Origin of the sequence: Pseudomonas sp. DWP3-1-3b3, from assembly GCF_049896305.1 — a bacterium.
Taxonomy (GTDB): Bacteria; Pseudomonadota; Gammaproteobacteria; order Pseudomonadales; family Pseudomonadaceae; genus Aquipseudomonas; species Aquipseudomonas azotoformans_A.
Genome location: NZ_JAFCUA010000002.1, coordinates 537491 through 557253, shown reverse-complemented (window position 1 = coordinate 557253; position 19763 = coordinate 537491). Strand labels below are relative to the sequence as shown.

Below are 19763 nucleotides of genomic sequence, written 5' to 3'. Positions count from 1 at the left end.
CAGGCTCGTTGTTGTGCCTTGCAGTGTTGCGTCACGCAGCAGTCATGAGAACGGCAGGAGCGGCCAGAAGGGGATAAATGTGGCCAATGGCTTTGACCGGAAATCGCCCGTTAATGGCGCATAAGACTGGGCGCCACCCCACTCCAGCGCACGAACGCGTGGCGAAAACTGGCGGTTTCGCTGAAGCCCAGTTGTTCGGCGATCTGATGGATCGGCATCTGGTTTTGCGCCAGCCACAGCTTGGCTTGCTCAAAGCGCAGCTCATCGAGCAGTTGCTGATAGCTGCAACCCAAAGCCTGTAAGTGTCGACGCAATGTACGCGCCGAACAGTTCATCTGCGCCGCCAAGCCATCAAGGCCCGGTGCGGCGTGCAGTTGGTCGGCCAGCAATTGGCGCACGCGATTGAGCCAGGCCTGACGTCCGGTGAACTCGGAGTTTTGTTTGCGGCAGCGTTCGGCCATGGCCCGATGGGTGATGGCGTCGGCCAGGGGCAGGGGGCGTGCAAGCCACTCCTGATCGAAGGCAAAGCCATTGGCGGGGGCGTCGAAACGCAACGGACAGTCGAAGCGCTCGGCGTAACGGGCGTGATAAACCGGCGCCGAGTAATCGAAGCGTGCCTCACGCAGGGGTAACGCGCAGCCGAGCAAGTCATCGCAGATCACCTTCAGCGACACCAGGCAAAACTCCACATTGAACGCCGCCAGCGCCGGGTCTTCCCGATAGTCGCCGGCGGTCAGCCAGACCTGATCGCCAGCTTCCACCAGGCTCAGCTCGAAAAGTGTTCCCAGCAGTGCCGGGTAGCGCAGCGCCAGACGCAAAGCGTCACCTAAGGTGGCACTGGTGAGCAGCGCATAACCGAGCAGACCGTAGCTGGACACATGCATGCGCTGTCCCAGTTCCAGGCCGATGTCCTGGCACAGGGCCACGGCATTGGCGCACACGCGCATTTCCTGGCAGGTGGTGATTCGGGTGTCGGCATGGCGCAGATCGGCTACGCCAATGCCGCTTCCGGCCAGCAATACATCGCTCGCCAGGCCCTGGTCCTTGAAGGTGGCCAGGACCAGGGATACGGCGTTAAGGGTGGTCAGGTGTGAATGCAGCATGGGGAAACCTGCGCCAGGGTGTGGCAGAGGGGCAGCAAATTGCATGCCGCCCCGTGGCGTCGATCAATCGCCGGACTTGGTTTTCGATGTATTGAAAAACAGTTTTTCGGCCTGCATCACGCTGATCTCACTGCGGTAGAACGCGACGGTTTCCGCGCGGGTCAACTCTGCGGGTAGATTGGCTGTGTTTCCCGCCGACCGTTCTGCCGGGGTTATCAGGCGGGCAGATTGATAAGCATTGTCCGATGTCCAGTCGGCGCTGTAATGGAAGTGTGCGTACCACAACACGGTCCCGTTGGTGCGGTCAGTGATGCTGTACTCATCCAGGAAGTCGTTCGGGTCTTTTGAGATCCTGCGACGTTTCACGGTTTCTTTTTTAATGCTGATGACCTTACGCCGTTCAAGCCATTGGACACCGGACACGGTAGGCGGATGCAGCTTGAGCCTGCGCTGTACCAACTGATTGCTCTGTTGGTAGAGGTCTTTGAGGGCCGTATCGAGGTCTTTGGTTACAGTACTGGCGGAGACGGACAGCCCATCGTTTTCGGTGAGGTTGTGTTGTGTCAGGGCGTGTTCGATCGTGTTGCTGGCGTGTTCCAGTTGCTGAGCATGCTGGTGATACAAGTACTCGATGCCGAACGGTGCGCGTTCGGAGAACAGGGCATGGGAACGGGCCTTTGCGAGAAACAACGGCAACTCATCGAGCAAGGCCTGGCCCTGATCGATGCTGGTTTGTACGTCCAACGCAATGGATTCGGTCGAGGGGGGCGGGGTTTTTTCGCGCCGGACCCAGACGCCGTCAGTTTTCTCATGGTAGGTCGCGAGGACTTGATTGGTCAGCGGCGAGAGAATATCCACCAGGCCGGTCTCCACGCCGACATCGGATAAGCGCGGCTTGCCGATCAACAGGCCGCTGAAACGCGTGTAGATAAATTGCTTTTGGGGACGCAGCGGGGATGACGGTGGGGTGGGGCGGCTTCTCAGGTTCGTTCTTTCTTGGCTCAGATAACCGAGGTTACTGGTGGCGCGCCGCTGGAATTCGGTGAGCTCCTTGCGTAACTCAAGCAACGGCTCGGTGATGGCTTGTTTGGGGAACTCGACGGGAAAATCCTGCAAGCGTTCATCCAGTATCTGAAACTGCTCGATCAGGCTGCTCAGGCTATCAATGCGTTCATCCAGGCGCCGTTGGCTGATCTCTTCCAGCGTGTCGTACAGGCACCGGATCGCGATGTCGGCAGTGTTGACGATCTCGTCAATCTGCGTCCAGGCACCCGGCGCCGTGCTGAGGGTATCTTCAAGCAGGCACAGGTTGCGGCTGAGTGTCACGCGAAACGCCATGAGGGTGTCGATGGTGTGGACGGGCATCTTTGCCTGCTGGTCAGCCAGGTGCAGCGAGCCGGTTTTACCCAGGCGTTTGAGTTCCTCGAAGCGGCCAGTCATGTATTGGAGTTGAGTGAGCAAATTGTTGGTCAACTCGTGCGTCTCACGAAATATCTTGATGTCACGCTCTTGCGGCGACTCGGTCTGGCGTTCCAGTTGTTCCAGTACGGTTTGCCTGTTGGGGGTGAAGCGGGTGAGGATGTCGCGCATTGCCTCTTGAGTCAGTTTGGTCTGGGCCTTGATGTAGCTAAGGGCTTTTGGCGCGTAGTCCGTGCTGGGGTTGTGAACGTTCAATTCTTTGAGCTTTTGCAGTGCCGACTCGTAGTCTTTGCGCTGGTCCTCCAGGGTCTGGATGTAGGTTCGCCGCAAGGTTTCGATCGATTCAGGAGGGGCGTTGTCGTATTCACGGCGAGCGAGTTGCAGCGCCTTTTGCGCGGTGGCTTTGCCGCTCTCAAATTGATCAAGTTCCTTGCGCAGCTCATCAGCCCTCTTTTTCGCAAGCGCGCGTGCTTTACCGTTCATGATCTTGGGGCCGCCCCCTCGCAGGCGCAGGCGCGTATCGACAAACCACTGGCCCTGGCGGCTGTGGATCAAGGGCGGGCCGGTGCGCTCGGGACGAGTGGAGTCGACGATCAACACGGTGTCGTTTTCATCTACCTGCACCTGGAACCAGCGCTCACCCACGGGGGCGTACCAGTGCTCGCCGCCGCGATACAGGTGTTGATGGGGGCCTGCCTTTCTGTTGATTTCGCCGAGGGTGGTGGGCTTGGTCACTTTGAAACTGTCCAGCACGGTGGCCAGGCGCACTGGCGTGCGGTTGACCGCGCCGCTGATGTGCAAGGGGCGCTCGTGGGGGCCCAGCGTGTCGGAGCTGATCGTCGCGAGTTTGCTGACGATCTGCGGTTTCAGTTAGGTGGGCGGTTGGGGGGGCGGTGGCGGTAAAGCCTTGCCTCTTTGTGCCTGGCCTGGCGAACGGTGGGTGACAGAATGCAAGGTGATGGCCATGCCGATATTCAGCAGCAGGTCCGCGAGGGCGGCCCAGGGCGACTCCTGTTCGGGGTGGGACTGGGCGTCGACCACGTTTTGCAGTTGATCCATGATCTGCCAGATCCAGGCCGCCGTGCCCACGGTGCGCCCGAGAAACGGCAGGACGGCGTTGAAGGCTGCCCAGCCGACGCGCTTGAAGGTGGCCCAGCGTGCCTCGGCATTGGACACCGATTTCCGGTCAGCCAGTGTCACCAAGGCGTTGGCATTGGCGTTATACAACGTGGCGAACAGATCGCCGTCCACGGTGTTCTGGCTCAACTTCACCGGCCCGCTCATTGCCAGGGCATTGGGTCTGTCCACCAGGAATTTGAGTACTGCCCAGGGCGAAGGCAGATCACCGGGGAACACGAACTGAGCGTAGTCATCGCGGTTGGCATCGGGCAGCCAGGCCAGTACCGAGTCGCGCAGGTTTGCAGACTGTTGCAGGGCATAGAGCAGATTGTTCGGCGACGGAAATTGCGACAGCGGTTTATCGAGCAGCGGACGGTAGAGCAAGCACGGGCCGGCGTCCATGTCCTGAGGGCCAATCACGAACATATTGGCGACCACGTCGGGGGTCGTATCCAGCCGCAGGCTCGGCACAAAGGCCAGCGGGCGGATGACAATCATCTGGCCCTCCACCTGGCGGTCGGCGGGGGCAGCCTGCATCAACGCGGTGATATACCGATAGCCCTGTTCATTGATTCCACCCTCGTCGCGGATTTTGCATTGCAGTGCCAGCATCGGCAGTTGGATGCGCAAGTGCTGGGTGTAGAGCAACTGGCGGCGCGCGGCCTCCAGGGGATCGTCCAGCAGTGTTTCCTTGACCAGGGTCGGGTAGGTGTTGCCGATGTCCACACGGCTGATCAAGTCTTCCAGGTAGTCAAGGGTCAGCCAGTCAGGCAACTGTTCCTGCTTGCGCTGGCGCAGCGTCTTGACGCCCAGAGGCAGGGCGATCAGGTTCTGCAGGGCCAGCTCGGTCAGGCTGAATATAGACGTGTCGAACTGCCCGGGTACCGGGAATAAGCCCCAGATCACGGGGCTGCGCACCACAATCTCGAGGTTGCCCAACCACCCTGTGGAGGCCGTGGGGTGGTCCTTGAGCATCTCGGCGTTTAGCTGGTCGAGAGCGTATTGCTGGATCGGGCTTATGCCCTCTTGATAAGTCCGGCCACGATTCAAGCTGTGCAGGGTCGCGAGGTCTTTGAGGTGGCGCGAGAAGGCATCCTGGTCTGAGGCCGAGGCGGCGGTCAGCCAGTCGGGCAGGGCTTGCACGTACTGCTGCAAGTCCGGGCCACTGGGTGTGGCTTGCGGCGCTGGCGGTTGTATAAGGCTTCGCTGGGAGGCGCCCGGCTCGCGCAAACCGGAAAAATTGATGCTGCCGATGGCCATGATCTGGAGGCTGATAAAGGCGCAGGCCAGGTAGTCGAAAAAATCGCCATTGGGCTCCACCAGGCGCCACTGCACTTTTATGGGCCCCAGTTCGGTGCCTAGCAACTGCGGCAAATCCTCACCCAGTTGTTCCAGGCTGGTGTGTTTCTTGAATCCGTCGAGCAGGGTGTGGGTGAGAACCACCTCGTGACCCTTTTGTTGACCGGTCAAGACACTGATCAGGTGCTCATCCAGGTGGGTGGTCTTGCCCTTGTCGTCGACCTGGTCGATATCAATCACGTAGGCCCTGACGGCCTGGGGGTCATCGACGCTGCGCAGGGCGAAGTCCGGCGTGCGATATAGCTGGTGTGCCAGTTGGCAATCATCGTCGGTCAAGCCGGGCGCCTGGTCGAGGTTCCAGAAGTCGCGCAGCGTCTTTGACAGCGCGTGCCAGCGCGGGCCGCTGTCAGCCTCCGAAGCGTTCCAGTACTCCATCTGAGCCTGTTGATAACCGCGTAACATCAACGGTGCCAGCGCATTGAGCAGGCGGGTGATGTCGAGGATGCGCACCGGCAAGTGTACGGCGGGCTCAACGATCGGCAGTTGGGTCAGGAAGTGTTCACCTTCGATGTACAGCACGGGCACCGCCAGCACGGCCTGGACGGCGAGGATGTCGGTGAGTGCCTTGTAATGGCGGCCGACGGGTACGACGTGGCCATCTTCAATGTCCCAGATCGGGGTGCCCACCATGGTCACGTTCGGGTCGATGTCCAGAGCCGGGTATAGCTCTTGTAACTGTTCACGCAGCAACGTGGCGGCGACTTCGCGGAACGCAGGCCCGGTGGACATTTGCGTGATGAGCGTATCGGTGAGGTTTTGATGGGAATAGGTTGACGGAGTAAGGGTCATGGCGCGTCCTGGCAGGCAAAAGAATGGCAACGGCCTCAGGGGAAACCTGGAGCGTTGCCATGCTAGGAAGCCTTGGCTCAGGCGCGGTGGTGCTTATGTAAGGTGGCTGTTCAGCTCAGTTCGCCGCACAGGTCCAGCTCCACAAGGCGGCGCACTTGCTGGCTGTCGAGCCCGGCGCCCAGCAGCGCGTTGAGCTTGCCGAATGCCGCTTCACGGGTCATGCCGCCACCGGACAGCACGCCGACGCCACGCAGGCGGCTACCGGCCTCGTAGACATCCAACTCAACGCCGCCTTCATGGCATTGGGTGATGGCCACGACCACAATCCCTTTGTCGTGCGCCTGTTGCAGGCTGGCGAGGAATTGCGGGTTGTCGCTCGGCCCGGTGCCGCTGCCGAAGCATTCGACGATCAGCGCCTGGATGCCGCTGCCGATCACCGCGTCCAGTTGGGCCGCGCCGATGCCCGGCACCAATGGCAGTACGCCGACGTTAGCCAGGGCTTTGGGCTGGCGGTAATCCAGGGCGAGTGGAATGGCATCGGCAGGGTCAGCGCCGCCCTGGCGGTTCAGCGCGGCGAACGGGTTGCGGCCGAAGCTGCGGATCTTTGCGCAGCGGGTGGGCGCCATCATTGCGCCGTGGAAGTGCAGGTGCACGCTCGGTGCCAGACCTGCACCCAACGCCTGCAACGCGCCACTGACGTTTTCCCACGCATCGCTGTCCGGCACGCCGGCCGGCAGCATGGAACCGGTGAACACCACCGGCGCCGGCAGGCCCAACAGTTGGAAGCACATGGCTGCCGCGCTGTAGGCCAGGGTGTCGGTGCCGTGCAGGATCAGCACGCCGTCGCAGCCTTGGTCCACTGCGTCGATCACGGCGATGCGCAGGCGCTGCCAATAGGCGGGGGCCATGTTGGCGCTGTCGATCAGCGGGGCCATTTCCTGGAAGCGCCAGGCGGGCAAAGGCTGACCGGCGAGCTGTTCGCGCATGCGGGCTTCAAAGCCGGACGCGGGGGCCAGGCCGTTGGCGCTGGCCTGCATGCCGATGGTGCCGCCGGTGTAGAGCACCATCACGTTGTGAGCTGGTTGCATCGAGAAATCTCCTGAACGAAAAACGCCGCCGGGCCCAGAGCATGCCCAAGGCCGGGCGGCGTGTCATCTATCGATGTTTTAGCGTTGTACTTGGGCGTTCAGCTCAGCCGAAGTAGCGGCATCCGGTTTTACCGGATTGGCCGGCCAGGCCTTGCGGTCCAGGTCCAGGTCAGGGAACCGGCTGGAGTCGAACACTGGCGTCTTGATACCCGCCGCGCGCTGGTTGTCGTAGTCATTCAGGATGCGCATGGCGATCTTGAACAGGAACGCCAGGGCGAACAGGTTGACGAACGCGAGCATGGTCATGGTGATGTCTGCGAAGGCGAACACGGTGCTCAGGTTCTCGATGGAACCCCAGAAAATCAGCACCAGCACCAGCGCGCGGTAGCCCATCAGCACCTTGCGGTTGTTGCCCACCAGGAAGCGCAGGTTGCTCTCGCCGAGGTAGTAGTTGTACATGATCGAGGTGAACACGAACAACGCCAGGGCCACGGAGATGAACATGCGGCCCCAGTCGCCCACTACAGCGGCCAGGGAGTTCTGGGTCAGGGCAATGCCGTCGCCTTCAAAGCCTGGGGTGTAGAAACCGGAGAGCAGGATCAGCAGCGCGGTGCAGGTGCAGATCACGAAGGTGTCGAGGAACACGCTGAACGCCTGGACCACGCCCTGGGCAATCGGGTGCTCTACGGAAGCCACCGCCGCCACGTTAGGCGCACTGCCTAAACCTGCTTCGTTGGCGAACACGCCGCGCTTCACGCCCATGATGATCGCACTGCCCACCAGGCCACCGAAGGCTTGGTCGAGGCCGAAAGCGCTCTTGACGATGGTCGCGAGCATGGCCGGAACGTGGTCGAATTGCAGCACGATCACGTACAGGGTCACGGCGATGTAGACCAGGGTCTTGACTGGCACCAGCAGGTCGGCAATCGAAGCAATACGCTTGATCCCGCCGATGAACACCAGGCCCAACAGCACAGCCAGCGCGAGGCCGGTGTAGGTGGTGTCCAGGCCAAAGGCGTTGTTCAGCGAGTGGGTCACGGCGTGGGCTTGCAGGCCGTTGAAGGCAAAACCGAAGGTCACCAGCAACAGGAAGGCCATGACCATACCCAGCCAGCGCTTCTGCAAGCCGTGCTGGATGTAATACGCCGGGCCACCACGGTAGGTGCCTTCGGCATCAGTGCGTTTGTACAACTGGCCGAGGGAGCACTCGATGAAGCTCGACGACATGCCCACCAACGCGGTGACCCACATCCAGAACACGGCACCGGGGCCACCCAGGGTCACGGCAATGCCGACGCCGGCGATGTTACCGGCACCCACGCGGCCAGCCAGGCTGAGCATCAGCGCCTGGAACGAGCTGAGTTGGTCGGAGCTGCTTTTCAGGCTGTCTTTGAACACCGAGAACATGTGGAAAAAGTGACGCAGTTGAACGAAACGCGAGCGAATCGTGAAATAACCGCCGAGCCCGACAATGAGCACGATCAGTACTTTCCCTGAGAGGAAGTCGTTGATGACTTCGAGCATGGAGTGTTCCTCGCTGATTTTTCTAATGGCAAACGCAGGACGGTCCGACCACGCCGCATGGCACCAGGCAGTGCGCGGCAGTTCGACCCCAATCCTTTTGCGGGTTGTTATTCATGCGGTTTCGCGCTGTATCCGGGCCTCGTTACCGACGGCCGCAGACGCGAAGAGGGGCGGCACTATACCTAGGAGCGCGTGATCCGTCTGCACGGGGCGATTAAAGGTTTCAGCAGGGCGGTGGGCTTGCAGGGCGATATTGGATTTTTTATGGGCGTCATTTCACAACCTTGAGGCAAAAAAAAGGGCCTGAAGAACGAGCCTTCAGGCCCTCAAAAGGTGAGAGGTGTCTAGTCCCTCAACCTGGTGAGCGGTGCAACAAACGCTTAGGCCTTCAGGGGAACCAAGCGTGGGGCAATCATGTTTTCGGGGCGCAGGATGTCGTCGAGCATGGCGTCGTCGAGCAAGCCTTCTTCACGCACCAATTCCAGCACGCCACGGCCGCTTTCAAGAGCGATACGGGCGATGCGGGTGGCGTTTTCATAGCCGATGTACGGGTTCAACGCGGTGACCAGGCCGATGGAGTGCTCGACCAGTTCGCGGCAGCGCGCTTCGTTGGCGGTGATGCCGACGATGCAGTGCTCGCGCAACATGTCCATGGCGCGTTGCAGCAGGCGGATCGAGTCGAAGATCTTGAAAGCGATCAGCGGCTCCATCACGTTCAGTTGCAGTTGGCCGCCTTCGGCTGCCATGGTCAGGGCCAGGTCGTTGCCGATCACTTGGAATGCCACCTGGTTCACGGCTTCCGGGATCACCGGGTTAACCTTGCCGGGCATGATCGAGCTGCCTGGCTGACGGGCCGGCAGGTTGATCTCGTTGATCCCGGTACGTGGGCCGCTGGACAGCAGGCGCAGGTCGTTGCAGATCTTCGACAGCTTTACGGCGGTACGCTTGAGCATGCCGGAGAACAGCACGAAGGCGCCCATGTCGGAGGTGGCTTCGATCAGGTCGGCTGCCGGCACCAGTGGCTGGCCGCTGATGGTGGCCAGGCGTTGCACGGCCAGGGCCTGATAGCGCGGGTCGGCGTTGATGCCGGTGCCGATGGCGGTGCCGCCCAGGTTCACTTCGGTCAACAGCTCTGGCGCCAGGGTTTTCAGGCGGGCCAGGTCTTCGCTCAGGGTGGTGGCGAAGGCGCGGAATTCCTGGCCGAGGGTCATCGGCACGGCGTCTTGCAATTGGGTGCGGCCCATTTTCAGCACATGGCCGAACTCGACGCCTTTGGCGGCGAAGGCCTGGATCAGGCTGTCAAGGCTGGCCAGCAGCGCGTCATGGCCCAGCAGCAGACCCAGGCGGATCGCGGTCGGGTAGGCGTCGTTGGTCGACTGCGCCATGTTCACGTCGTTGTTCGGGTGCAGGTACTGGTACTCGCCCTTGTTGTGGCCCATGGCCTCCAACGCGATGTTGGCGATGACTTCGTTGGCATTCATGTTGGTTGAAGTGCCAGCGCCGCCTTGAATCATGTCCACCACGAACTCTTCGTGGAAATCGCCGCGGATCAGACGTGCACAGGCTTCGCTGATGGCAGCGTGCTTGGCTTCGCTGAGCTGACCCAGCTCGCGGTTGGCGTCAGCCGCCGCTTGCTTGACCATTGCCAGACCGACCACCAATTTCGGGTAATGCGAAATCGGAACGCCCGAGAGACGGAAGTTGTTCACCGCTCGCAGGGTCTGGATGCCGTAATACGCTTGAGCCGGTACTTCGAGTACGCCAAGCAGGTCTTTTTCGGTACGGAATGATGCAGCAGAGGACATGACGGAAATCATCTCGATAGGGACCCGGAACTGGCCGGAACGCTGCGAATGCTAGGCTTGTGGAAGTTTTTGGGCCAATGCTGTTAAACACTGGCCTATGCACAAACGGCATAATGCAGGTGTGACCCGGCTATGATGACGGGCGTGTGTGCCAAAATGGTGCGTACCCGTGGGAGGAAGTGATGAACCTTGAGAGCAAATGGCTGGAAGACTTCAGCGCCTTGGCGGCCACCCGCAGCTTTTCCCAGGCGGCGGAACGACGCTTTGTGACCCAGCCGGCGTTCAGCCGACGTATCCGCAGCCTGGAAGCGGCGTTGGGGCTGACGCTGGTCAACCGCTCGCGCACACCCGTGGAACTCACGGCGGCGGGGCAGTTGTTTCTGGTGACCGCGCGCACGGTGGTTGAACAGCTCGGTGAAGTGCTGCGCCATTTGCATCATCTGGAAGGCGGGCAGGGTGAAGTCATGCAAGTGGCGGCGGCCCACTCCCTGGCGTTGGGCTTCTTCCCGCGCTGGATTGCGCAGTTGCGCAACGAAGGCCTGAACATCGCCACGCGGCTGGTCGCCACCAACGTCGGCGACGCGGTGCATGCCCTGCGCGAGGGCGGTTGCGACTTGATGCTGGCATTCTACGACCCGGATGCGGCGATGCAGATGGACTCGGAAATCTTCCCCTCCCTGCACTTGGGCAACACCGAAATGCTCCCGGTGTGTGCGGCGGATGCCGATGGCAAGCCGTTGTTTGACCTGGAAGGCGAGGGCAGCGTGCCGCTTTTGGCCTACAGCGCGGGTGCTTTTCTCGGCCGCTCCGTGCACTTGCTGTTGCGTCAACGTGCACTGCGCTTTACCACGGTGTATGAAACCGCCATGGCTGACAGCCTCAAGAGCATGGCTCTGGAAGGCTTGGGTATCGCCTGGGTGCCGCAACTGAGCGTGCGGGCGGAGTTGGCCCGAGGTGAGTTGGTGGTGTGCGGCGGGCCGCAATGGCATGTGCCGCTGGAAATCCGCCTGTATCGCTGTGCCTTGGTCCGTAAGGCGAATGTGCGGTTGCTGTGGCGAAAACTGGAAGGTGGAGCAGCGCAGAATCCGGCGGGGGATCGCTGACCTCAGAGTCAATAAAACCGCCGGTTTGCACCGCTAGACAGATGGTCATCCAAGGGGCTGTTTATCTCGATTATTACGGTATACTGCGCGGCCTTCGGCCGGTCCAACCGGCCTTAATTCGTACAACAAGCCACGCCGGATTTCCCGCGTGGCTTGTTGTTTTTTGACGCGCCTGCGGGCGCCCAGAGAGAAGAGGCACGACGATGAGTGCATTGGTTGGCGTGATCATGGGCTCCAAGTCCGATTGGTCCACCCTTAGCCACACCGCCGATATGCTGGAAAAACTCGGCATTCCGTATGAAGTGAAAGTGGTCTCTGCCCACCGCACCCCGGATTTGCTGTTCCAGTATGCCGATGAAGCAGAATCCCGTGGCATCGAGGTGATCATCGCCGGTGCCGGCGGTGCAGCGCACTTGCCAGGCATGTGTGCGGCCAAGACCCACCTGCCGGTGCTCGGCGTGCCGGTGCAGTCGGCGATGCTCTCGGGCGTGGATTCGCTGCTGTCCATCGTGCAGATGCCAGCCGGCATTCCGGTGGCGACCCTGGCGATCGGCAAGGCCGGCGCAATCAACGCCGCCCTGCTGTCCGCCAGCATCCTGGGCGCCAAGCACCCGCAGTTTCATGCGGTGCTGAAAAAATTCCGTGCTGAGCAGACAGACAGCGTGCTGGACAATCCAGACCCACGCATCGCCTGAGGTTGTTGACGATGAAAATCGGTGTAATCGGTGGCGGCCAACTGGGTCGCATGCTGGCCTTGGCGGGAACCCCGCTGGGGATGAACTTCGCTTTCCTGGACCCGGCGCCGGACGCTTGCGCAGCCGCGTTGGGTGAACATCTGCGCGCTGACTACAGTGACCCGGACCACCTGCGCCAACTGGCGGATGAAGTCGACCTGGTAACCTTCGAGTTCGAAAGCGTGCCGGCCGAAACCGTGGCGTTCCTGTCGCAGTTCGTGCCGGTGTACCCGAGCGCCGAAGCCTTGCGCATCGCCCGTGACCGCTGGTTCGAAAAAAGCATGTTCAAGGACCTGGGCATTCCCACCCCGGCCTTCGCCGACATCCAGTCCCAGGCGGACCTGGACGCTGCCGTCGCCAGCATCGGCCTGCCGGCTGTGCTGAAAACCCGCACCCTGGGCTACGACGGCAAGGGCCAGAAAGTCCTGCGCACGGCCGCTGATGTGGTCGGCACTTTTGCCGAGCTGGGCAGCGTGTCTTGCCTGCTGGAAGGCTTCGTGCCGTTCACCGGCGAAGTCTCGCTGATCGCCGTGCGTGCCCGTGATGGCGAAACCCGCTTCTACCCGTTGGTGCACAACACCCACGACAGCGGCATCCTCAAGTTGTCGGTCGCCAGTACCGATCACCCGTTGCAGGCCCTGGCGGAAGATTATTCCAGCCGTGTGCTCAAGCAACTGGATTACGTCGGCGTGATGGCGTTCGAGTTCTTTGAAGTCGACGGTGGCCTCAAGGCCAACGAAATCGCCCCGCGCGTGCACAACTCCGGGCACTGGACCACCGAAGGCGCCGAGTGCAGCCAGTTCGAAAACCACCTGCGGGCGGTCGCGGGCTTGCCATTGGGCTCCACCGCCAAGGTCGGCGAGAGCGCCATGCTCAATTTCATCGGCACGGTGCCGGCGGTGGAAAAAGTCATCGCCATCGATGACTGCCACCTGCATCACTATGGCAAGGCCTTCAAGGCTGGGCGCAAGGTCGGCCACGCCAACCTGCGCTGCAAGGACCGCGCGACATTGGAAGCGCAGATCCTCAAGGTTGAAGCGCTGATCGCCGAGCAATAAGGTAAGTCCGACGGGAACCATTGGTGACCGTCGTCTCTCTGATTGCAGGATGCCAAAGCCTGACTAGGCTTTGGCATAGCTCACTTCAATCAGAGGGAAATGCCATGGGTATCATCGGAACCATCTTTATCGGCTTGATCGTCGGCCTGCTGGCGCGTTTCCTGAAACCAGGCGACGACAGCATGGGTTGGATCATGACCATCCTGCTGGGTATCGCCGGCTCCCTGGCCGCGACCTACGGTGGTCAGGCGCTGGGTATCTACCAGGCAGGCCAAGGTGCAGGCTTCATCGGTGCCCTGGTTGGCGCGATCATCCTGTTGGTGATCTACGGCCTGATCAAAAAGAAGTAATCTGCCGACAAAGTCCTCTGCGCTGCGCAGGCGCAGGGGGCTAGAATGCTCGGCACCTGTACTTGCCGAGCTTCTCCATGCGCCGTCTTTTGTTGATGTTCCTTTTGCTGGGCCCTGGCCTGGCGCACGCCGGTGAACTGCCGGAAACCGACTGGCTCGACCTGATGCCGCTTTCCGACCAGAAAGCCCTCGAAGCCATGCCCGAGATCGACCACAACTCCCCCGAAGCCCAGGGCACCTTTACCGATAAAGGTGGCTTGAAGCAGAGCAAGGGGTTGCCGGCGGTGATGTATTCGACCAAGACCGTCGCAGCCATGAATGGCAAGAACATCCGTATCGGCGGTTACCCGGTGCCGTTGGAAACCGACGCCAAGGGTCGCAGCACCTTGTTCTTCCTCGTGCCGTACCCAGGCGCGTGCATCCACGTGCCGCCGCCGCCGCCCAATCAGCTGGTGCTGGTGCGCTACCCCAAGGGCTTGCAGCTGGACGATATCTACACGCCGCTGTGGGTGACCGGCACCCTCAAGGTCGAAAAGGTCAACAACGACCTGGCGGACGCCGCCTACGCGTTGGATGCCGGCAAGGTACGGGTGGTCAAGGAGTCGGATCTTTAACGCCCTGCATCGGGATAAAACACCCGCTTGGCTTGTGGCCAATAGATCTCTGCGCGATGAATATCCAATCGTCGGCCCTGGCGAGCGGCCTCGACTTGGGCGGTTGCCCCTAACGCCCGCTGTGCCGGCGTCTTGAGATGGGATTTGGCAGGGACGCTATGGGACGCCTGCTCATAGTGCAGGTGCGCGTAGGCCCACAACTTGCCTTTGGCATGGATCTCGAACTCATCCAGAAAGTCCGGAACCTTGATCCATTTTTCGGTACCAGGTTTTTTTGATTGTCGGGTGCCGGCGACCCGGTCAAGGGTTTTGCGGGTGCTTAGAACCCCGGGCTGGCTGTGCAAGAACTCCAGGGCATTGGCATCGGGCGCTTGCTTGATAACGAGGTCCAGACGCAGCAGTTTGGCCATTGTGTTCAAGCGGGTCGCGTGTTCCCTAAAATGCCGTACTTGCGCCAGTAGACCCTGTCGAGCTGTCTCATTGATGACGGTGGTGCAGGCTGCCTCAAGGTCATCGGCGCCTTGATTGAGCTTGGCTGCGCCCAGCCTGATACGGTCTTCGACACCCGCGGGTTCGGCCGACGCTTTGTTCCTGTAAAACACGATGAGGTCATCCTGTTCCTCTAGCACGTCCTGCATTTTCTTGGCGGCGGCGTTCAGCTCCTGAGTCAGGTTCGTCTGGTTGGAAGAGGCTGGTGCACTGGGCTCTTTAACCTGAATGGTCGACTTGATCCAGAGCTTGTCCTCGCCAGACTTGATATAGGTGGCGATGCGCTGATCCTCGCTGTCGAGGATGTCGGCAACGTCGCTGTTCTCGGTCCTGGGTTTGGCAAGCACGGTTTTAGTGGTGCGGGGCCGGTCGCCGGCGATCAGTATGGGAATACGATTTTTCGGCGTAGGTTGGGTGGACAGTTTCGACGTGCCAGGCGCAGGCGGGGTGACGGGCGATGGTCCGGCTTTCGCCGCTGGGAGTTTTTCCAGGGTGTCCAGCATCCGTTCCAGTTCGGCGTCCAGTAAAGACTTCAACGCCTTGGTCTGTTCAATAATGGTGTTAACGGCGCTGCGTTTAGCGTCGAGAAAGTCGTAGAGCGGTTTAAGGGTGAGTGTGTCTTGCCCCTGGAATGCGCCAGTCTCTTTCACCCGATGAAGGCTTTTTTGCTGAGCCTCCAGATAGCCTTCCAGATCATCAACGACTGCCGCATAACGCGGCCTGAGGTTGTTTGCCACATCAATGGCATCGCTCAACCGTGATCTGCCAAAGTCCGGTGTCGTGGCGAAATCCTTGGGGTCGAAGATTCGCAACTCGGTGTGCCTTGCGTGTACCAGGCCCAGTTCCTGGACGGCTTCCTGGTGTAGGAACGATTTGTCGAACAGCAGGTTTATCGTATTGAATTCGGTCGATTGGGTGGCCTGATCCAGCAGTCGTGTCGCGGTGTCCATTGTCTCGTATGCTTGTTGATAGCGCGCATCCCGTTCAGCTTTGGCTTTTTTAAGCTCCTCCAGCCTTTTCCCCCCCGCATGCCCACTTTCGCCGACCGGCGTCCACACTCCGTCCTTGTTGACGATGCGGTGCGCAGGACGTGTCTTGTTGTGCGGGTGAACGATATAGAACTCTGTGTCGCCTGCGAGGCCGTGGCGCGTTTCGACCCCATACCATTGGCCGCGGGAACGGACATAACTCTGCTGATTCTTGCCATCGTAGACACCGTTGGCCCGGCGGCTGAATTCCGCGCTCTGTTCATACGGAACGTGCGCGATGTAGCCGTCGAGATCCGGGATACGTTGCAGGCCCTCTTCGCCAAACGGGATGTACCGCGGCCCGAACGCTTGGTTGGTCAGCGGATCGATCAGGCGGTACTCCGGCAACAGGTCGGTGCCGACGCTGCGCATGGGCACATGGTCGATGCCTTCTACGGTAAACAGACTGTCCTGCGTCTCAAGGGGTTTCCAGGTTTGCGGGTCGACCGACTGTAGCGTTCGGCCAGAGGGCATGAACGATGGTTTGACGAGGGTCTTCCTGAACAACGCCAGGCCTGCGTCCACCTGGCGCGCAGCCGCAACGCTGAGCCGCAGCGCACTCAAGCCGCCGATCTTGAGCAAGGACGGTACGGCTTCCAGCGGGTTGAGTTCTTTGAGGGAGGTCAGCAAAAACGTTTTGGTGAGTGCCGCGAACCTCGGCAGCGCCGCCTGAAAACTGATCCTCCCGGCTTGTGCAACTAGGCGCGTCGAACCGCCAACGTACTTACCGATGGGGGCGGCGAAGGAGAGCACGTCGGTGAAGAGCGACAACGCGCCGCTTTCCACGCGTTGTGGGTCGCCCGAGGCGATGTCCTCTATCCCGCCCCAGAAAGGCACCAGCATCTTGGCGTAGAAGCTGAAGTCGTTAATGGTTTCGTGTGCCGCCTCAAGCGCTGAGGTGTTGCGTTCAGCGGCCAATTTGAGCTGGGACTCGTCCGTGTGAAACAGCGCATCGGCAACGATGGCTGCCAGTTGTCGACTGCGCGCCGAAGTCAATGTTTGTGCGGCCCGCAGGTACTCCGAAGGGGCTGGCGCAGTGGCGGGCAACACCTGACCGATGGGCTCGGCAATCAACAGGCTGGACACCGTTTCGCGCGGGCGCTGGCCCTGTTGATACGCGGCCCAATCGAACGGCATAGACGTTGCGCGGCGAAAGGCTGCCTTGCCCGAGCGGCTTGAGCCGCCGGTGGATTCCACGACAACCTTGCCATTGACCGTCAGCGTTTGAATGTCTGGACGCGCACGGATCACTGCCGCGCGAGGGAACACCTCATAGTAGGTGGTGCGGTGCTTATCCCGGGCCTGGATGATAAAGCCGTGACGTCCCCGTGCGGCCGCGATGTTCTGTGGGGTTTCGCGCTCAACCGTCACGTGTTGCAGTTCCTGGCGCAGGGCGTACAGCGTGACCTCGCCGTTTTCGATCGCGCTGCGGTCAGGCAGTGGCAGGTTGGGCAGCAATGCTCGGATAAAGGTTTGGTAGGCTGATTTGGCGCCGCTCAGGTAATCATTGAAGCCTTGTTCGAACGCTGCGTCCGTGGTGAAACGCCAGCGGCCAGGGGGGGCTTGGGAAATGGTTGCCGTGGCCTGGGTTATCTCCTGCTCGTGCTGCTCCAACGCCTCTACGGCCAATTGGGCTTGTTCAGGTGTGTATTCATTGCTTGCGCTAGGCAGTACGCCGTTGGCTTTGGCCCACTCCAGCGTGGGCTCCAGCCGGGCCAGCGCGATCACCAGTGTTTGCTCGGGCGTGGCGCTCTCGCTTGTTGTGGCCAGTAACCCGAGCAGTTGTGGGAAGGTCATGTGTTGAGCCGAGCCGGGTGTAATGGCGTGCGCAAGCGCCACGGCTGCCTTGAAATTCACCCAGGCGATAGAGCTGGCGTAATGCAGGTCGTCAGGAATGTCCCTTACCCAAACCTCCGAGGCGGAAGCCTGTTGCAGCAGGCGCTTGGCCAATTGGATGCCGCCAGGAGTGAGCTGGCAGTTGTGGCTCAGGGACTGCTCAAGTTGTCGATGAATGTAGCTGTAGTTGTAGCCCCAGTGCAGGGGGGTGGCTATTTCTTCTCCGGCGACGGTCGTGCGAGCTTTGCCTTTTGGGCGTTCAAAATTCAGCCAAAGCGTGCGCCAGACCAGGTTGCGCAGCACTTTCTCCGGTGGGTTCTCACCCTCGGCGGTATACCAGTCCAATGCTCTGACCAATTGGTTGGCGAACTCAAGGCATTGACGCGTCTTGAACCACTGTTCGAGCACGACTGTGGGGGTCTTCAGCGCCTGGGCTTCGCGTTGGGGTGTCAGAAAGTGCAGGGTCAACTGCTTGAATATCGAACCGTTGCCAGTGATGAGTTGCTGGTTGATCCGTCGTTGCAGGTTGGCATCGTCTTGTTCATCCATGAGCTGATCAAAAGGCAGTTCGCCTACACTCAGGTCCAGCGACAGTGAGGCGGCGTGTTCCTGAAGTCGCTCAATCATCTGTTGCAGCGGATTATCCGCTGCGATGGGAACTGCATAGAACTTGAGTGCAAGATCAAGCCGAACGGTGCCGTCTGCGCGAATGCCGTCACCGACGTCCCGTCGCGCCGCTATCAAGACGTTGACATCGTTGCGCCAATAGATCGGCACCGTGCTCAGGGGTAGCAGCACGCCCTGAACGGTAAAGCGGGTCAGCGGCGAGTCCGCCAGCGCTGGCTGGTTATTGACGAGCTTTTCCAATACCCGCAAGGGCGACCAGTCGATCTCGGCTGGGCTGGATCGTTGGCGCATCCAGTCTGCGAAGTCGCTGTCATCCTTGAGTTTGTTCAAGACCTCCACAGCCCGCGCGCATGCCTTGAACAGTGGTGATTGGCGATGAGGTGCAAAGAACTCTTCTGTCAGCGGTTGCTGCCTGGCCCGCGCCTGGAGGCTGTTCAACTGGGCCAGCAGGCCAGGGAAGTCAATCAGTCGGTCGGCCTGTGTTTGCATCAACTGCTGCTGGGCCGTAACCGCCGCCCCCCTTTGTTGTGCGCGGGTGATCAAGAGCGGCCGGGCATGCTGCGTGATGGACCGGCTGAAATCCAGCAGTGCAAACAGGCTGGCCGCCTGGTCGATTTTTTTCACCACGCCCTCCGGGGCGTCGCGATGAGTGGCCCAGTGGTACTCGATATCCTGGCGCTGCTTGCTGAGCAACAGGCCAACTTGATGGTGGAAAAAATGCTCAACACCGGTGACCGGCATCAGATTGACCCGCGCATCTCTGTTGGCCCGTGGCGCCAGGCTTGTAAACGCCGGGTGGTGGCGATGAGCAAGGCTGACCAGCAGCTGTTCACGCCCAGGCTCTGTTTTAAACAACCGGGTGATATGTGTCTTCAGCGCCGTGGGACTGGTGAACCCGATCAGGCCTTGCCTCGGCAGGTAGAGCACCGTGGGGTTGGAGGTTCGGTGTTCATCCAGTGGCCAGGTGCACAGGGCGAACGCACCGATCAGCGCCAGTTCGTCGGGTCCTGTGGTGTCTTGCAGGTTGAGGTGAAAGATGTTCAGGGTGCCGGGCAGGGCGGCTGTGCCCAGTTGCCGGACCAACGCGACACTGGCGGGGTCAAGGGACGCCGTTTCGAATCGCAATGACGCCTCGCACTGGATCAGAAGCGCGAGGGCTTGAGCGATATAGGTACTGCGGGATTGTTGGGTTGCGCTGTGACTGGCACTCCAGAAGTGATTGAGGTCATTGAGGTAGTACTCAACCCCCAGCAACTGATTCATCAGGGTTCTGATTGCTATCTGGCCTGCGTCACCCAGTCGCAGGAATGCGCCGTTTTTATAGAGATAGAAGTCACTGCGCTGGTGGTAATACGCCGGAATCCGACATTGATGGAGCGCGTCCTGCGCCAGGGTTTTCAGCGTCCTGTCGTTCGCGCTGGGCGCATCAATCAGGGAGTCCTCAGGATTTTTCAGGTAAAGGTGTTCGGTGGGGTGCTTATCAAGGGATTTGGCGAGCGCCTCCAGGACGAGCTGATTGGCGCAAAAGGTCAATGAAGGTTGGGCGCGGAGGATCTCTGTTACTGCGTCGTTCCACTTGACCATGAGTTGGGCCACGTGGGAGGGAGGCTGTTGCGTTACTTCCAGGGGAGAAGGAATCATTGAGGGGCCTTTGTCAGATGCGTTTTTTGCACCATAACGAGGCTGATTAGACTTGAGGCTCTACATAAATGATGCAG

At 60.6% G+C, this 19763-nt stretch carries 13 protein-coding genes; 6 read left to right on the top strand and 7 right to left on the bottom strand.

The features are described 5' to 3' along the window. Positions 1-110: 110 nt before the first annotated feature. Entirely contained in the window at positions 111-1103 is a 993-nt protein-coding gene (locus tag ACP7BX_RS08940; RefSeq protein WP_426127025.1) for an AraC family transcriptional regulator, read from the bottom strand. 63 nt (positions 1104-1166) lie between these two features. After that, positions 1167-3122, bottom strand: a complete 1956-nt coding sequence (locus tag ACP7BX_RS08935) for a hypothetical protein (protein WP_426160573.1) — start codon at positions 3120-3122, stop codon at positions 1167-1169. Between the two features lie 127 nt (positions 3123-3249). On the opposite strand from ACP7BX_RS08935, the gene ACP7BX_RS08930 reads away from it, so the two are divergent. Beyond that, on the top strand, positions 3250-3396 hold the full coding sequence (locus ACP7BX_RS08930; protein ID WP_426160574.1) for a hypothetical protein: 147 nt from the start codon (positions 3250-3252) through the stop codon (positions 3394-3396). On the opposite strand, the gene ACP7BX_RS08925 is transcribed toward ACP7BX_RS08930, so the two are convergent. From ACP7BX_RS08925 to aspA, 4 genes are all read right to left on the bottom strand, one after another. Then, positions 3393-5789 carry a dermonecrotic toxin domain-containing protein gene (locus tag ACP7BX_RS08925; protein ID WP_426127029.1) on the bottom strand — a complete coding sequence of 799 codons (2397 nt, stop codon included), beginning with the start codon at positions 5787-5789 and terminating at the stop codon, positions 3393-3395. The genes ACP7BX_RS08930 and ACP7BX_RS08925 overlap by 4 nt on opposite strands. Before the next feature lie 110 nt (positions 5790-5899). Continuing rightward, on the bottom strand, positions 5900-6877 hold the full coding sequence (locus tag ACP7BX_RS08920) for an asparaginase (protein ID WP_426127031.1): 978 nt from the start codon (positions 6875-6877) through the stop codon (positions 5900-5902). A gap of 78 nt (positions 6878-6955) precedes the next feature. Continuing rightward, entirely contained in the window at positions 6956-8401 is a 1446-nt protein-coding gene (locus ACP7BX_RS08915) for an alanine/glycine:cation symporter family protein (protein WP_426127033.1), read from the bottom strand. A 380-nt stretch (positions 8402-8781) separates the two neighbouring features. Then, positions 8782-10206 carry an aspartate ammonia-lyase gene (gene aspA, locus ACP7BX_RS08910; RefSeq protein ID WP_028618519.1) on the bottom strand — a complete coding sequence of 475 codons (1425 nt, stop codon included), beginning with the start codon at positions 10204-10206 and terminating at the stop codon, positions 8782-8784. A gap of 182 nt (positions 10207-10388) precedes the next feature. On the opposite strand from aspA, the gene ACP7BX_RS08905 reads away from it, so the two are divergent. The 5 genes from ACP7BX_RS08905 to ACP7BX_RS08885 all read left to right on the top strand — a co-directional run bounded on the left by ACP7BX_RS08905 (position 10389) and on the right by ACP7BX_RS08885 (position 14065). After that, positions 10389-11309 carry a LysR substrate-binding domain-containing protein gene (locus ACP7BX_RS08905; RefSeq protein WP_033897266.1) on the top strand — a complete coding sequence of 307 codons (921 nt, stop codon included), beginning with the start codon at positions 10389-10391 and terminating at the stop codon, positions 11307-11309. 203 nt (positions 11310-11512) lie between these two features. Then, positions 11513-12004, top strand: coding sequence for a 5-(carboxyamino)imidazole ribonucleotide mutase (purE, locus tag ACP7BX_RS08900; protein WP_003176980.1), 492 nt, complete (start codon positions 11513-11515; stop codon positions 12002-12004). Between the two features lie 11 nt (positions 12005-12015). Beyond that, positions 12016-13101, top strand: a complete 1086-nt coding sequence (locus tag ACP7BX_RS08895; RefSeq protein WP_426127035.1) for a 5-(carboxyamino)imidazole ribonucleotide synthase — start codon at positions 12016-12018, stop codon at positions 13099-13101. Between the two features lie 104 nt (positions 13102-13205). Next, positions 13206-13451, top strand: a complete 246-nt coding sequence (locus ACP7BX_RS08890) for a GlsB/YeaQ/YmgE family stress response membrane protein (protein ID WP_016978642.1) — start codon at positions 13206-13208, stop codon at positions 13449-13451. 77 nt (positions 13452-13528) lie between these two features. Next, positions 13529-14065: a DUF3299 domain-containing protein gene (locus ACP7BX_RS08885; protein ID WP_426127037.1), complete on the top strand. Its 537-nt coding sequence runs from the start codon at positions 13529-13531 to the stop codon at positions 14063-14065. On the opposite strand, the gene ACP7BX_RS08880 is transcribed toward ACP7BX_RS08885, so the two are convergent. Continuing rightward, positions 14062-19629: a hypothetical protein gene (locus ACP7BX_RS08880; RefSeq protein WP_426127039.1), complete on the bottom strand. Its 5568-nt coding sequence runs from the start codon at positions 19627-19629 to the stop codon at positions 14062-14064. The two genes, ACP7BX_RS08885 and ACP7BX_RS08880, sit on opposite strands and share 4 nt — an antisense overlap. Between the last annotated feature and the right edge of the window lie 134 nt (positions 19630-19763).

Excerpts from the sequence above, each read along its gene's own strand:
- ACP7BX_RS08940 (WP_426127025.1), bottom strand. The coding sequence starts at position 1,103 with ATGCTGCATTCACACCTGACCACCCTTAACGCCGTATCCCTGGTCCTG.
- ACP7BX_RS08925 (WP_426127029.1), bottom strand. The coding sequence starts at position 5,789 with ATGACCCTTACTCCGTCAACCTATTCCCATCAAAACCTCACCGATACG.
- ACP7BX_RS08920 (WP_426127031.1), bottom strand. The coding sequence starts at position 6,877 with ATGCAACCAGCTCACAACGTGATGGTGCTCTACACCGGCGGCACCATC.
- ACP7BX_RS08915 (WP_426127033.1), bottom strand. The coding sequence starts at position 8,401 with ATGCTCGAAGTCATCAACGACTTCCTCTCAGGGAAAGTACTGATCGTG.
- aspA (WP_028618519.1), bottom strand. The coding sequence starts at position 10,206 with ATGTCCTCTGCTGCATCATTCCGTACCGAAAAAGACCTGCTTGGCGTA.
- ACP7BX_RS08905 (WP_033897266.1), top strand. The coding sequence starts at position 10,389 with ATGAACCTTGAGAGCAAATGGCTGGAAGACTTCAGCGCCTTGGCGGCC.
- purE (WP_003176980.1), top strand. The coding sequence starts at position 11,513 with ATGAGTGCATTGGTTGGCGTGATCATGGGCTCCAAGTCCGATTGGTCC.
- ACP7BX_RS08895 (WP_426127035.1), top strand. The coding sequence starts at position 12,016 with ATGAAAATCGGTGTAATCGGTGGCGGCCAACTGGGTCGCATGCTGGCC.
- ACP7BX_RS08890 (WP_016978642.1), top strand. The coding sequence starts at position 13,206 with ATGGGTATCATCGGAACCATCTTTATCGGCTTGATCGTCGGCCTGCTG.
- ACP7BX_RS08885 (WP_426127037.1), top strand. The coding sequence starts at position 13,529 with ATGCGCCGTCTTTTGTTGATGTTCCTTTTGCTGGGCCCTGGCCTGGCG.
- ACP7BX_RS08880 (WP_426127039.1), bottom strand. The coding sequence starts at position 19,629 with ATGGTCAAGTGGAACGACGCAGTAACAGAGATCCTCCGCGCCCAACCT.